Source organism: Nocardioides sp., from assembly GCF_035547795.1.
GTDB lineage: Bacteria > Actinomycetota > Actinomycetes > Propionibacteriales > Nocardioidaceae > Nocardioides.
The window spans coordinates 1-12,108 of sequence record NZ_DASZUF010000074.1 but is presented as its reverse complement, the minus strand read 5'-3'; the positions used below and the strand labels follow the sequence as shown (position 1 = coordinate 12,108).

15 protein-coding genes are annotated in these 12,108 nt (G+C 71.2%); 4 read left to right on the top strand and 11 right to left on the bottom strand.

The annotated features are described in order from the left end of the window. Positions 1–36: 36 nt before the first annotated feature. The gene (locus VHA72_RS05525) at positions 37–906 is read right to left on the bottom strand and encodes a DMT family transporter (RefSeq protein WP_325573442.1); all 870 of its coding nucleotides are present in this window, start codon (positions 904–906) and stop codon (positions 37–39) included. Positions 907–971: 65 nt separating this feature from the next. Here VHA72_RS05525 and VHA72_RS05520 point away from each other — a divergent pair, with 65 nt between their 5' ends. Further along, positions 972–1,460: a MarR family winged helix-turn-helix transcriptional regulator gene (locus VHA72_RS05520; protein ID WP_325573441.1), complete on the top strand. Its 489-nt coding sequence runs from the start codon at positions 972–974 to the stop codon at positions 1,458–1,460. A 40-nt stretch (positions 1,461–1,500) separates the two neighbouring features. Further along, positions 1,501–4,632: a fused isobutyryl-CoA mutase/GTPase IcmF gene (gene icmF / locus VHA72_RS05515; RefSeq protein WP_325573440.1), complete on the top strand. Its 3,132-nt coding sequence runs from the start codon at positions 1,501–1,503 to the stop codon at positions 4,630–4,632. Positions 4,633–4,741: 109 nt separating this feature from the next. Here icmF and VHA72_RS05510 read toward each other — a convergent pair whose 3' ends face one another. From VHA72_RS05510 to VHA72_RS05485, 6 genes are all read right to left on the bottom strand, one after another. Next, positions 4,742–5,494 carry a helical backbone metal receptor gene (locus VHA72_RS05510; RefSeq protein WP_325573439.1) on the bottom strand — a complete coding sequence of 251 codons (753 nt, stop codon included), beginning with the start codon at positions 5,492–5,494 and terminating at the stop codon, positions 4,742–4,744. Positions 5,495–5,567: 73 nt separating this feature from the next. Then, positions 5,568–6,335: an enoyl-CoA hydratase-related protein gene (locus VHA72_RS05505; protein ID WP_325573438.1), complete on the bottom strand. Its 768-nt coding sequence runs from the start codon at positions 6,333–6,335 to the stop codon at positions 5,568–5,570. Then, positions 6,332–6,889 (bottom strand): dihydrofolate reductase family protein, encoded by a 558-nt coding sequence (locus VHA72_RS05500; RefSeq protein ID WP_325573437.1) that lies wholly within the window; start codon positions 6,887–6,889, stop codon positions 6,332–6,334. Before VHA72_RS05500 ends, VHA72_RS05505 begins: the two co-directional genes overlap by 4 nt. Next, positions 6,886–7,293 (bottom strand): class III extradiol ring-cleavage dioxygenase family protein, encoded by a 408-nt coding sequence (locus tag VHA72_RS05495; protein WP_325573436.1) that lies wholly within the window; start codon positions 7,291–7,293, stop codon positions 6,886–6,888. The genes VHA72_RS05500 and VHA72_RS05495 overlap by 4 nt, the downstream gene beginning before the upstream one ends. Beyond that, the gene (gene folP, locus VHA72_RS05490) at positions 7,290–8,150 is read right to left on the bottom strand and encodes a dihydropteroate synthase (RefSeq protein WP_325573435.1); all 861 of its coding nucleotides are present in this window, start codon (positions 8,148–8,150) and stop codon (positions 7,290–7,292) included. The genes VHA72_RS05495 and folP overlap by 4 nt, the downstream gene beginning before the upstream one ends. 9 nt (positions 8,151–8,159) lie before the next feature. Further along, positions 8,160–8,978, bottom strand: coding sequence for an N-acetylmuramoyl-L-alanine amidase family protein (locus VHA72_RS05485; protein WP_325573434.1), 819 nt, complete (start codon positions 8,976–8,978; stop codon positions 8,160–8,162). 36 nt (positions 8,979–9,014) lie between these two features. On the opposite strand from VHA72_RS05485, the gene galE reads away from it, so the two are divergent. Both galE and VHA72_RS05475 read left to right on the top strand, forming a co-directional pair. Then, positions 9,015–10,016 carry a UDP-glucose 4-epimerase GalE gene (galE, locus tag VHA72_RS05480; RefSeq protein ID WP_325573433.1) on the top strand — a complete coding sequence of 334 codons (1,002 nt, stop codon included), beginning with the start codon at positions 9,015–9,017 and terminating at the stop codon, positions 10,014–10,016. A gap of 50 nt (positions 10,017–10,066) precedes the next feature. After that, entirely contained in the window at positions 10,067–10,417 is a 351-nt protein-coding gene (locus VHA72_RS05475) for a phosphomannose isomerase type II C-terminal cupin domain (protein WP_325573432.1), read from the top strand. A gap of 18 nt (positions 10,418–10,435) precedes the next feature. On the opposite strand, the gene VHA72_RS05470 is transcribed toward VHA72_RS05475, so the two are convergent. The 4 genes from VHA72_RS05470 to VHA72_RS05455 form a co-directional block, all read right to left on the bottom strand. Continuing rightward, positions 10,436–10,717 (bottom strand): DUF2516 family protein, encoded by a 282-nt coding sequence (locus VHA72_RS05470; protein ID WP_325573431.1) that lies wholly within the window; start codon positions 10,715–10,717, stop codon positions 10,436–10,438. A gap of 77 nt (positions 10,718–10,794) precedes the next feature. Further along, positions 10,795–11,286 (bottom strand): hypothetical protein, encoded by a 492-nt coding sequence (locus VHA72_RS05465; protein ID WP_325573430.1) that lies wholly within the window; start codon positions 11,284–11,286, stop codon positions 10,795–10,797. Beyond that, positions 11,286–11,684 (bottom strand): helix-turn-helix domain-containing protein, encoded by a 399-nt coding sequence (locus VHA72_RS05460; protein ID WP_325573429.1) that lies wholly within the window; start codon positions 11,682–11,684, stop codon positions 11,286–11,288. The genes VHA72_RS05465 and VHA72_RS05460 overlap by 1 nt, the downstream gene beginning before the upstream one ends. Before the next feature lie 69 nt (positions 11,685–11,753). Beyond that, positions 11,754–12,008, bottom strand: coding sequence for a hypothetical protein (locus VHA72_RS05455; protein WP_325573428.1), 255 nt, complete (start codon positions 12,006–12,008; stop codon positions 11,754–11,756). Positions 12,009–12,108 lie beyond the last annotated feature (100 nt).

Below are 12,108 nucleotides of genomic sequence, written 5' to 3'. Positions count from 1 at the left end.
CAGCACGTGGACACTCGACCGGCCAAAGGCGACCTTTCAACGGCGACGGGCGACCGCGACCCCGAGCAGTGCCAGCGCCCCGCCCAGATAGGCCAGTGCCGGCGGCGTCTCGCCGAGCAGGCCCCACGCCAGCAGCACGGTGATCACCGGCACCAGGTAGGTGGTCACACCCAGCCGCGAGGCGTCCATGTGGGTGAGCGCGTAGCCGTAGGTCGTGAACGCGATCGCGGTCGGGAACACGCCCAGGTAGACCACCCACAGCGTCGAGGCCAGCGGTGCGTGCCGCACGTCGCCGACCAGCTCGCCCAGGAAGGGCAGCGTCGCGAGCGCGCCGATGCTGCACGCCAGCCAGGTCACCTGCACCGACGTGATCCGGCTCATCAGCGGCTTCTGCAGGATCAGCGAGACCGCGTAGGCGACCGCCGAGACCAGGCACAGCAGTACGCCCACGACGTCACGGTGGCCGGACTCGCCCGAGCCCAGGCTGATCACCACCACGCCGGCGAACGCCAGCGCCAGCCCGAGCACCAGGAACCGGGAGAACCGCTCCCCCAGGAACACCGCCGCCAGCACCGCGATCAGGATCGGGGAGAGCTGGACCAGCATCGATGACGTACCCGCGTCGATCCGCCGCTCGCCGGCGTTGAGCGCCACCATGTAGACGGCGTACCAGAGCACGCCGATCACCACCAGCACGCCCCAGTCGCGCCGGCTCGGCCGGGCCAGCGGCCGGCGACGCAGCGCCACCACCGCCAGGCACGCCGACCCCACCAGCATCCGGCCCAGCGCCATCGAGCCGGGTCGGAAGTCATGGCCCAGGTGCCGGATCGCGACGAACGCCGAAGCCCACAGCACGAGGGTGATCGCGATGGCGAGCAGCGGCAGCCAGGGGCGGGTCGGGTTCACGGCGTGACGCTATCGGTGGGCAAGGTTCGAGCACGAGCGGGTTTCGGACTCCTATCCTTGGCCTCGTGGCAGACCCGATCCGCGAGGCCCGCCGGCAGTGGGTCGCCCACGGCTGGGAGGACGCGGCCGACGGCATGGCGCTGGTCACGTCCGTCGTACGCGCCCATCAGCTGCTCCTCGAGCGGATCGACGCCGTGCTGCGCCCGCTCGGGCTGAGCTTCGCACGCTACGAGGTGCTCCGGCTGCTCGGCTTCACCCGCACCGGCGCCCTGCCGATGACTCGACTCGGCTCGCTGCTGCAGGTGCATCCCACCAGCGTGACCAGCGCGGTGGCCCGCCTGGAGAAGCAGGGGTACGTCGCCCGCTCCCGAGGCGAACCGGACCGCCGCGTCGTACTCGCGTCGATCACCGACGAGGGCCGCGCCATCGTGGAGAAGGCCACCGAAGGACTCAACGACGTGGTCTTCGCTCGACCCGGCATCCCGGCCGACGAGGTGCTCGCGCTCACCGACCTGCTGACCGGCCTGCGAGCCGCGGCGGGCGACGCGGTCTGAGCCTTGGAACTGATTACTTGGACGTCCTAGTATCTATCGTGTGAGCGAGCTGCACGTCCCCACCCATCCGGTCCGACTGGTCACCGCGAGCAGTCTGTTCGACGGCCATGACGCGTCGATCAACATCATGCGGCGGATCTTCCAGTCCCAGGGCTGTGAGGTGATCCATCTGGGCCACAACCGTTCGGTGCGCGAGGTCGTGGACGCGGCGGTCGAGGAGGACGTGCAAGGCGTGGCGATCTCGTCCTACCAGGGCGGCCACGTGGAGTACTTCGAGTACCTCGTCGCCTCGCTGCGCGAGCGCGGCGCGGGCCATGTCAAGGTGGTCGGCGGCGGGGGCGGTGTCATCGTCCCGGCCGAGATCGAGCGGCTGCGCGCGTCCGGGGTGACGATCTTCTCTCCCGAGGACGGCCAGCGGCTCGGCCTGCCCGGGATGGTGAACTCGGTGGTGGCCGAGCTCGACGTCGACCTGGTCGCGCAGCATGGGGTCGATCCCGACGGCGTCCTCGCCGGAGACCGTACGGCGATCGCCCGCGCGCTGACCGCCGCCGAGCAGGGCCGACTGGAGCCCGAGGTGCTGGCGGCGTTCCGGGCGGCGGCCCCGTCCAGAACCGGCGCCGTCCCGGTGCTCGGCATCACCGGCACCGGCGGATCCGGCAAGTCGTCGCTGACCGACGAGCTGATCCGCCGGCTGCGGACCGACCAGCAGGACAAGCTGCGGGTCGCCGTACTCGCCATCGACCCGACCCGTCGTCGCGGCGGCGGTGCCCTGCTGGGCGACCGGATCCGGATGAACGCGATCGACGGAGATCGCACCTTCTACCGCTCGATGGCCACCCGCGGCGCGCACGAGGTGCCCGACCACCTGGCCGACGTGCTGACGGTGATCAGGGCGGCCGGCTTCGACCTGGTGATCGTGGAGACGCCCGGCATCGGGCAGGGCGACGCCGGAATCGTGCCGTTCGTCGACCACTCGCTGTACGTGATGACGCCGGAGTTCGGCGCGGCCAGCCAGCTGGAGAAGATCGACATGCTCGACTTCGCCGACGTGGTAGCGATCAACAAGTTCGAGCGGCGCGGCGCGCTCGACGCGCTGCGGGACGTATCGCGGCAGCTGGTCCGCAACCGGGAGGCGTTCGGCTCCTCGCCCGAGGAGATGCCGGTCTTCGGCACCTCGGCCGCGACATTCAACGACGACGGCGTGACGGCGCTCTACCAGCACCTGCGCACCATGCTCGGTCTCCCGGCGGGCGTGCTGCCGCCAGTCGACGTGCGGCACTCCAGCGGCATCCGCCAGATCGTGCCCGGCGACCGGGTCCGCTACCTGGCCGAGATCGGCGAGACCGTGCGCGCCTACCATGCCGAGACCGAGCGACTGGTCGCGGCCGCCCGCCGGGCGCAGGCGTTCGAAACCGTGGCCGCGGAGCTCAGCGGAGTCGACGAGGTCGGCGAGGCGGCCGCCGAGGCGCGGCGGGCGGTGCCGGCCGAGGTGCAGCAGCAGCTCGAGTCCTGGCCCGACGTCGTGGCGCAGTACGACGCGGACGCCGCCGAGCACGGCCGGATCTCGCTGAGCGGCAACCGGGTGCCGCGGGTCGCCTTACCGCGCTATGCGGATCACGGCGAGCTGATCCGCTTCTGGCGGCGGGAGAACCTGCCGGGACGCTTCCCGTTCACCGCCGGCGTCTTCCCCTATCGGCGGCAGGGCGAGGATCCGGCGCGGATGTTCGCCGGCGAGGGCGACCCCTTCCGGACCAACCGCCGCTTCAAGCTGCTCTCCGAGGGTCAGCCGGCCACGCGGCTGTCGACGGCGTTCGACTCGGTGACGCTCTACGGACGCGACCCCGACGAGCGCCCCGACATCTACGGCAAGGTCGGCACGTCGGGGGTGAGCGTGGCGACGCTGGAGGACATGAAGGCGCTCTACGACGGCTTCGACCTGCTCGCGCCGACCACGAGCGTGTCCATGACGATCAACGGACCCGCGCCGACGGTGCTGGCGTTCTTCCTCAACACCGTCATCGACCAGGCCCGCGAGCGCGGCATCTCGGCCGAGGAGGCGCTGCGCACCGTCCGTGGCACCGTCCAGGCCGACATCCTCAAGGAGGACCAGGGCCAGAACACCTGCCTGTTCTCGACCGAGTTCAGCCTGCGCTGCATGGCCGACATCCAGGAGTGGTTCATCGAGCACGGCGTCCGCAACTTCTACTCGGTCTCGATCTCCGGCTATCACATCGCCGAGGCCGGGGCGAACCCGATCAGCCAGCTCGCCTTCACCCTCGCCAACGGGTTCACCTACGTCGAGGCCTACCTGGCCCGCGGCATGGACATCGACGACTTCGCGCCCAACCTGTCGTTCTTCTTCTCCAACGGGATGGACCCCGAATACTCCGTGATCGGCCGGGTCGCCCGCCGGATCTGGGCGGTCGCGATGCGCGATCGGTACGGCGCGAACGAGCGCTCCCAGAAACTGAAGTACCACGTCCAGACCTCCGGGCGGTCGCTGCACGCGCAGGAGATGGACTTCAACGACATCCGCACCACGCTGCAGGCGCTGATCGCGATCTACGACAACGCCAACAGCCTGCACACCAACGCCTACGACGAGGCCGTCACCACCCCTTCCGAGGAATCGGTGAGGCGCGCGCTGGCGATCCAGCTGATCATCAACCGGGAGTGGGGCCTGGCGATGAACGAGAACCCGCTGCAGGGCTCCTTCATCATCGACGAGCTGACCGACCTGGTCGAGGAGGCGGTGCTGGCCGAGTTCGATCGGATCAGCGAGCGCGGCGGCGTGCTCGGCGCGATGGAGACCGGCTACCAGCGCGGCCGGATCCAGGACGAGTCGATGCTCTACGAGCACCGCAAGCACACCGGCGAACTGCCGATCATCGGCGTCAACACCTTCCGCCGACCCGGCTCCGCTCCCGTCGAGGCGCACCTGGAGCTGGCCCGAGCCACCGAGGAGGAGAAGTCCTCCCAGCTGCGCCGGGTGCGCGAGTTCCAGGCCGCCCACCGCGACGAGGCCGCACAGGCGCTGGCCCGGCTCAAGGAGGCCGCCGCCTCCGGCGAGAACGTCTTCGCCGTCCTGATGGACGCCGCCCGGGTCTGCTCACTGGGCCAGGTCACCGAGGCGTTCTTCGAGGTAGGCGGGGCCTACCGGCGCAACGTCTGACCGGCTGCATGCTCGTCGAGGTATGCAGCCGAGTGCGCACTTCCCCTGTGGAGCTCCGCCGGGGGAAGTGACGGTTGACCTGCCCACCTCGATCAACCGACGCCCGTGCTCAGCGACCGATCCCGGCGGCCGCCTCGACCAGGCTCGGCCCGTACCACGTCAGCAGTCGCCCGCTGACCAGCTCGGTCGGCGTCCGCTCGAACGCCTCCGGCCCGTCGGCGGCGGTGAAGACGTAGGGCTCGTCCGGCAGCAGTACGGCGTCGGCGCCAGCCCCGTCCAGCGCCGCCACCTCGACCTTCGGATAGCGCTCGCCGGCCGGGTTGTGCCGCGGCTCGGCGTACAGATTCGGCCAGCCCAGCCGACGCAGCAGATCGCCGGTGAACGTGTCGGCGCCGACCACCATCCACGGGTCGCGCCAGATCGGCACGACCACCCGTCGGGTCACCGCCGGCAGCGGGCCGCACCAGAGGCCGCGGGCCCGCGCCAGCCACTCCGGTGACTCCCAGCCGAGCGCGGCGAACAGTCGCTCCATCGAGGCGACAGCGGCCGGGACCGTGCGGATGTCGGTCACCCAGACCCGGACGCCGGCGGCCCGGAGCCGGCGTACGTCGATCTCGCGGTTCTCCTCCCGGTTCGCCACCACCACGTCGGGCCTCAGGGCCCGGACTGCGGCCAGATCGGGATTCTTGGTGCCGCGCACCCGGGTCACGTCGAGCCCGGCGGGATGGGTGCACCAGTCCGTGGCACCGACCAGGCGCTCGGGCGCGACCGACGCCAGCGCCTCGGTCAGCGACGGCACCAGCGAGACCACCCGCGTCACCGGCCGCGGACCGTCGTACGCCGTGCCGAGGTCGTCGCGCATGGACCGACGGTAGCGCCGGCCACTCAATCGGCCGAAAGTGACCTCTCGACCCGCCGAAAGTGACCTCTCGACGTCAGGAGAAGGCGGGCTTCTCCTTGGCCAGGAAGGCCCGCACACCCTCGGCGAAGTCTGGGCCGCCGTAGACCTCGCGCAGCAGCGCCTCCTCACCCTCGGGCACCGGCTCGAGCCGCGCGGCCCGGAAGGCGAGCTGCGACTTGGTGGTCCGGAGCGTGACCGACGACAACGGAAGGATCGACTCCACCAGATCGGCCAGGTCCTCCTCGAGCGTCTCGGTGACGGCCAGCAGCGCGCCGACGCCGTACGCCCGCTCGGCGGAGGCCAGCCGGGCGGTCAGCAGCATCTCCCGGGTCAGCGACTCCCCGAAGACGGCGGCGCAGCGGAACAGCACCGGAGAGGAGAGCGCGTTGCCGAGCGTGCGCGCGATCGGGTAGCCGAACCGCGAGCGCGGGGTGGCCAGCCGCAGGTCGCAGTGCGTCGCGATGGCCAGCCCGCCGCCGACGCAGACTCCGTCGACGGCGGCGATGGTGACCTGCGGCAGCGCGAAGAGCGCGTCGAACATCGACCGGATCTCGGCCTCGTAGGGCACCTGGTCCTGAGCCAGGAAGTCCTCGATATCGTTGCCGGCCGCGAACGCCCGGCCGCCGGCGCCGCGCAGCACGACGACCTTCGCGGTGGCGTCGCCGGCGAGCTCGAGGAAGAGCGCGCGCAGCTCCTGGTACATCTCCCGGGTGAAGGCGTTGTGCTTCTCCGGCCGGTTGAACGTCACCTCGACGACGCGCCCGTCCCAGGCCGGCCGCCGCTCGATCAGCAGGTCAGTCACGGACGGGAGACTAGCCACCTGGCGAGCAGGGTCCCGTCGTGCTCCACCAGCGAAGACAGCGTGAGGGGTACGTCGAGGACCGGGCCGTCGCTGATCCGCTTGCCCGGGCCGCCCACCAGCAGCGGCGTGGTGGTCAGGCACAGCTCGTCGACCAGCCCGGCCTCGAGCAGCCCGGCCAGCAGCGTCGGGCCACCCTCGCACAGGATCCGCCGATGCCCCTCGGCGTGGATGCCGGCGACGATCTCCGGCAGCGGCCCCGAGGCGAGCCGGACGTTGAGCGCGTCGGCGAGCAGCCCGGGCATCTCGTGGCCGACGACCACCATCGGCGTCTCCACCGGCCCGTACCCCTCGGCCCGCGCCGTCCCCGCACCCACCAGGATCACGTCGGCGGTGCGGCGCAGCTGCTGGAAGACGGCGACGTCCACGTCGTTGTTGATCGTGCCGCTGCGACCGTCGCTGCCCTGTGCGGAGCCGTCCACTGTCGCGACGAAGTTGACCCGCAGCCACTCGCCCTCGGGCCAGTCCCAGGTGCCGTCACCGACCAGCGTCCTCATCCGTCGGCCCTTTCGTAGCACAGCACCCACCAGGCCACGCCGTACGGCGCGTCGTCGTACCTGACCCGCACGCTCCACTCCTTCCCCTCCAGCAAGTCGGCGAGCTCCCCGGCCGCCGAGACATCGGCCCACAGCTCGCGGGCCAGCGCCTGGTCGACCCCACGCAGCGCGGCCGGGTCCGGGGTGGTGAGGGCCGCGAGGAGGGCCCGGTCGAACGACACCGCACGCTCGTCGTACGGACCCGGCGAGGTGGTGGTCCGCCGCGCCGAGCCATTGAGGCACACCACGCGTTCCGCCCACGCGGTCGCCTCGGCGACCGCGGCGCGCAGCTGTGGCGCCGGGCCGACCAGCGAGGCGTGCTCGGGCCGCAGCACCGGCGCGTCGGGGACGACCGCGATTCTCACGCCAGCCCCCGGATGGCGCGGTACGGCGGCCGCCGGCCCGCGATGGACCACACCATGTCCACCACGTCGCGGGTCTCGCGGACCTGGTGCACCCGGTAGATCCGGGCTCCGGCCATGGCACACACCGCTGTCGCCGCGAGCGTGCCGGGCAGCCGCTCCCCCGCCTCCCGGCCGAGGGTCTCCCCGACGAAGTCCTTGTTCGACAGCGACACCAGCACCGGATAGCCCAGGCAGGTCATCTCCTCCAGCCGCCGGGTGATCTCCAGGGAGTGGAACGTCGTCTTGCCGAAGTCGTGCGCCGGATCGATCACCACCGACTCCTTGCGCACGCCCGCGGCCAGCGCCCGGTCGGCGTAGGCGAGCGTGTCGGCGATCGCCGCGGCCATCACGTCGTCGTACGCCGGACGGTGCGGGTCGGTGCGCGGCGCCAGCCCACCGGTGTGGGTGCAGATGATCGCGGCGTCGAACTCCCCCGCCACGTCGACCAACGCTGGATCGTGCCCGCCCCAGGCGTCGTTGAGCACGTCGGCGCCCTCGCTCAGCACCACCCGGGCGACTTCCGAGCGCCAGGTGTCGACCGAGATCACCAGATCGGGGTGGGCCGCCCTGACCCGCCCGACGAACGCGCCGACCCGGGCGATCTCCTCCTCGGCGGAGACGTAGTCGCCGTACCCGGCCTTGACCCCGCCGATGTCGATCAGGTCCGCGCCCTCGGCGACGACCTGGGCCACCCGCTCCATCGCGGCGTCCTCGGCGTAGGTGGCGCCTCGGTCGTAGAACGAGTCCGGGGTGCGGTTGACGATCGCCATCACCAGCGGCAACTCGTCCTCATAGACCCGGTGGCCCAGCTTGAGCATGACCCGACCTTAGCGAGCCGCGAGATCGGCCCGGATGCCGGCGACCAGCGCCTTCGCGTACGCCGCCTGCCCGCGGGCCGATGTCATCCGGGCCGCGTCGCCGGGGTCGCGCATGTTGCCGCACTCGACCATCACCGTCGCCATGTTCGACAGGTTGAGCGTGCCGAGGTCACCGCGGACGTCGAGCCCGGTGCCGCCGGCGATGTAGTTGGCCGGGGAGAAGCCACCCTGCTCCAGCGCGGTGCGGGTGGCCAGCGCGTAGCGACGGGAGGCGGCGTAGGTGTCGGCGGTGCGGCCGCGGTCGGGCGCGTAGATGACGTGGAAGCCGTGGGCGCCGCGGGCGAACGTGCCGTCGCCGTGGATGCTCAGCTTGAGGTCGGCATGGGCCTTGTTGCCACGCCGGCCTCGCTGGTCGACGCACGGGCCCCATGCGGAGGCGCTGTTGCTGGTGCGCGTCATCAGCACCTTCGCGCCGAGCCGCTGCAGCCGCGCCCGGATCCGCTTCGCCACCTGCCAGGTGAACGTCGCCTCCGGGTAGCCACCGTCGGTCGCCGTACCCGTGGTGTTGCAGGGCTTCTCCCCGTCGCCGGCCGGGACGAGCTTGCCGATCTGGGCCAGATGGCGGGCGTTGCCGAGCTGATGCCCAGGATCGATCACGATGATCCGGCCCGCCAGCGGCAGCCCGACCCGGGCCGCCTCGGCCGATGACGCCGAGGACGCCGAGGACGCCGAGGACGCCGCAGCGCCGTGGCCGTCGTGTCCGCCGGAGGCCGCCGCCGAGACCAGGCTCGAGACCGCAAGGGCCAGGACGAGCAGCAGGGACGGCATGGGGCCCACCCTAGGGTGTGCCCCTACGATGCGGGCATGACATGGCTGGTCACCGGAGGCGCCGGATACATCGGTTCACACGTGGTCCTCGCGCTGCGGGAGGCGGGCCTGGCGCCGGTCGTCATCGACGACCTGTCCTCCGGCTTCGCCCGGTTCGTGCCCGAGGACGTGCCGTTCGTGCAGGCCTCGATCCTGGACGGCGAGACCGTGCGCGGCACGCTGCGCGAGCACGGCGTGGAGGGCGTCATCCACCTGGCCGGCTTCAAGTACGCCGGGGTCTCGGTGCGGCGCCCGCTGCACACCTACGCGCAGAACGTGCAGGGCACCGCCACCCTGCTCGAGGCGATGGTCGCCGAGGGCGTGCGCAACCTGGTCTTCTCCTCCAGCGCCGCCACGTTCGGCACCCCCGACGTCGATCTGGTCACCGAGCAGACCCCGACCAACCCGGAGAGCCCGTACGGCGAGAGCAAGCTCATCGGCGAGTGGCTCATCGCCGACGTCGCCCGGGCCGGCAGCGACGGCGGCAACGACGACGACCGGCTGCGGCACACCAGCCTGCGCTATTTCAACGTGGTCGGCTCCGGCACGCCGCGGCTGTTCGACACCAGCCCGCACAACCTGTTTCCGCTGGTCTTCGACGCGCTGGCCCACGGCAGGACCCCGCAGATCAACGGGGACGACTACCCCACGCCCGACGGCACCTGCGTGCGCGATTACGTCCACGTCGCCGACCTGGCGCACTCGCACGTGGTCGCGGCGCAGCGGCTGGCGGCCGGCGAGACCCTCGAGCCGGTCTACAACCTCGGCTCGGGCGAGGGCAGCAGCGTGCGGCAGATCATGGACACCATCCGCGAGGTCACCGGCATCGACTTCACCCCCGAGATCAAGCCCCGCCGACCCGGCGACCCGGCCCGGATCGTGGCCACCGGCGAGTTGGCCCGCCGCGACCTGGACTGGGCGATGCGCCACGACCTGCGGGCGATGGTGGCCAGCGCCTGGGAGGCGCGGCAGCTGGCCGGAAACGACTACCCGGCGTAGCCACGCGCCGTACGATCTTCGAACCCAGACGAGATGAGCGGTGACGCAGCATGATCGGTGAGTCCGACACCCGACCGTGGGGCACGTGGCAGGTCCTCGACGAGGGCGATGGCTTCAAGGTCAAGCGGATCGAAGTGCTGCCGCACTCGCGGCTCTCCTACCAGACCCACGCGCACCGCGCCGAGCACTGGGTGATCGTCTCGGGCCGGGCCGCCTCCATCATCGACGGCCAGACCGTGCACTCGAGCGCCGGCGACTGCGTCGAGATCGGCATCGGCGTCGCGCACCGGATCGTGAACGACGAGGACGAGCCGCTGGTGCTCATCGAGGTGCAGCGCGGTGACTACTGTGGCGAGGACGACATCGTCCGGCTCGAGGACGACTACGGGCGCACGTCGTAGCCGCGCGGTTCGTCGCGCTCAGCGGCGCCGCAGCGAGCTGAGCGCCGGCCGCACGTCGGCGAGGTAGACCAGCGCCGCGATCGTCAGCGCGATCTGGATGATGCCCAGCGAGATGATCAGCGGCAGGAACGCCGCCACGCCCAGCAGGATCGCCCATCCCTGCTTGGTCCACTTGCCGGCCGCGCGATAGGCCTCAGCCGGGTAGAGCAGGCTGCTGATGAACGCGAACAGCGTCACCACGAGCAGGGCGAGATGGATCAGGGCCATCACGCCGTTCTGGAGCTGCAGGACGCCGAACACGGGACCAGCCTAGTCCGTCACGCACGACGAGGCCCCGCGAACTGCGCTCGCGGGGCCTCGTTGGGTGAGCTCGGGGTTCAGGCCTTCTCGGCCGGCTTGGTCGCCGTGGCCTTGGTGGCCGTGGTCTTCGCCGGAGCCTTCTTGGCAGCAGTCTTGGCCGGGGCCGCCTTGGCCGGAGCCTTCTTCGCGGCCGGCTTGGCGGTGGCGGACTTGGCGGTGGCCGGCTTGGTGGCCGGCTTGGTGGCCGGCGCCTTCTTGGCAGCGGGCTTGGTGGCCGGGGCCTTCGTGGCGGCCGGCTTGGTCACGGCCCGGCCGCGCAGCCTGGCCACCACGGTCTTGGCGTCGAGCGAGGTGACGGTCTTGGTCACGTCGGCGACCCGGGCCCGTACACCGTCCACGGTCGGCAGCTCGACCTTCTTGAGGTCGGCGAGCTTGGGCAGCTCGGGGATGCGGGCCTTGGGCAGCTCGGGGAGCTTCGGCAGCTCCGGGATGCGGGCCTTGGGCAGCTCCACCTTCGGCAGCTCCGGCAACTTGGGCAGGTCGATCTTCGGCAGCGTGAACTTGGGCATCAGGACTCTTCTCCTTGGGTTGTGTCCGCGTCCGGCGCGGCACGGTTGTTGAGGGCCAGGAACGACGCGTACACGTCGAGCAGTGACTGCTTCTGTCGCTCCGTCAACCGGTTGTCCGCCAGCACGGCGAGCTCCACGGAACCGCCACGTCCTTCGGTGGGATCCAGGATCCCCGCCCGGACGTACACCTGCTCCGCGGAGATCCGCAGCGCTTTGGCGATCTGCTGAAGCACCTCGGCCGAGGGCTTGCGCAGGCCGCGCTCGATCTGACTGAGGTACGGGTTGGAGACACCGGTCTGGTCGGCTAGCTGTCGCAACGACAGCTGAGCAGAAACGCGCTGTTCCTTCAGGTACTCCCCGAGGGACTCCACGGTCTTGCCGACCCTGCTCTTCACCATGTCCCCATGGTGCCGCAGAAGTGCTAACAACTGCAAGCAGCAGTTAGCGGGATCTGCGTCACACCCGGGTCAGCGGCGGCGCAGCACCAGCGCGTAGAGCGCGACCAGGAAGCCATCGACCGAGACGAAGTCGGCCACCGTGATGCCGTGCCCGGTGGAGATCTGGTGGAGGGTGCCGCCCTCCATCGTCGAGTCGAGCCCGAGCCACCACGACGACAGCGCCGCCAGGCCCAGCGCACCGATCCGCCGCGGCCAGCGCGGCAGCGTCGGCACCACGCCCGCGCCGGCCACCAGGAGCACCAGCACGACCGCGCGCAGCGTCATCGCGTCGTGAGTCACAGCAGCGGCCGCAGCTCACCGACCGGGACGCCCCCGCCGTACAGGAGATGACGGCCGGTCTCGGCGACGGCCTCCTCCTCGAAGC

Coding starts and splice junctions, on each gene's coding strand:
- VHA72_RS05510 (WP_325573439.1), bottom strand. CDS start 5,494: ATGCGCGACGACCTCGGCACGGCGTACGACGGTCCGCGGCCGGTGACG.
- VHA72_RS05500 (WP_325573437.1), bottom strand. CDS start 6,889: ATGAGGACGCTGGTCGGTGACGGCACCTGGGACTGGCCCGAGGGCGAG.
- folP (WP_325573435.1), bottom strand. CDS start 8,150: ATGCTCAAGCTGGGCCACCGGGTCTATGAGGACGAGTTGCCGCTGGTG.
- VHA72_RS05485 (WP_325573434.1), bottom strand. CDS start 8,978: ATGCCGTCCCTGCTGCTCGTCCTGGCCCTTGCGGTCTCGAGCCTGGTC.
- galE (WP_325573433.1), top strand. CDS start 9,015: ATGACATGGCTGGTCACCGGAGGCGCCGGATACATCGGTTCACACGTG.
- VHA72_RS05475 (WP_325573432.1), top strand. CDS start 10,067: ATGATCGGTGAGTCCGACACCCGACCGTGGGGCACGTGGCAGGTCCTC.
- VHA72_RS05465 (WP_325573430.1), bottom strand. CDS start 11,286: ATGCCCAAGTTCACGCTGCCGAAGATCGACCTGCCCAAGTTGCCGGAG.
- VHA72_RS05460 (WP_325573429.1), bottom strand. CDS start 11,684: ATGGTGAAGAGCAGGGTCGGCAAGACCGTGGAGTCCCTCGGGGAGTAC.
- VHA72_RS05455 (WP_325573428.1), bottom strand. CDS start 12,008: ATGACGCTGCGCGCGGTCGTGCTGGTGCTCCTGGTGGCCGGCGCGGGC.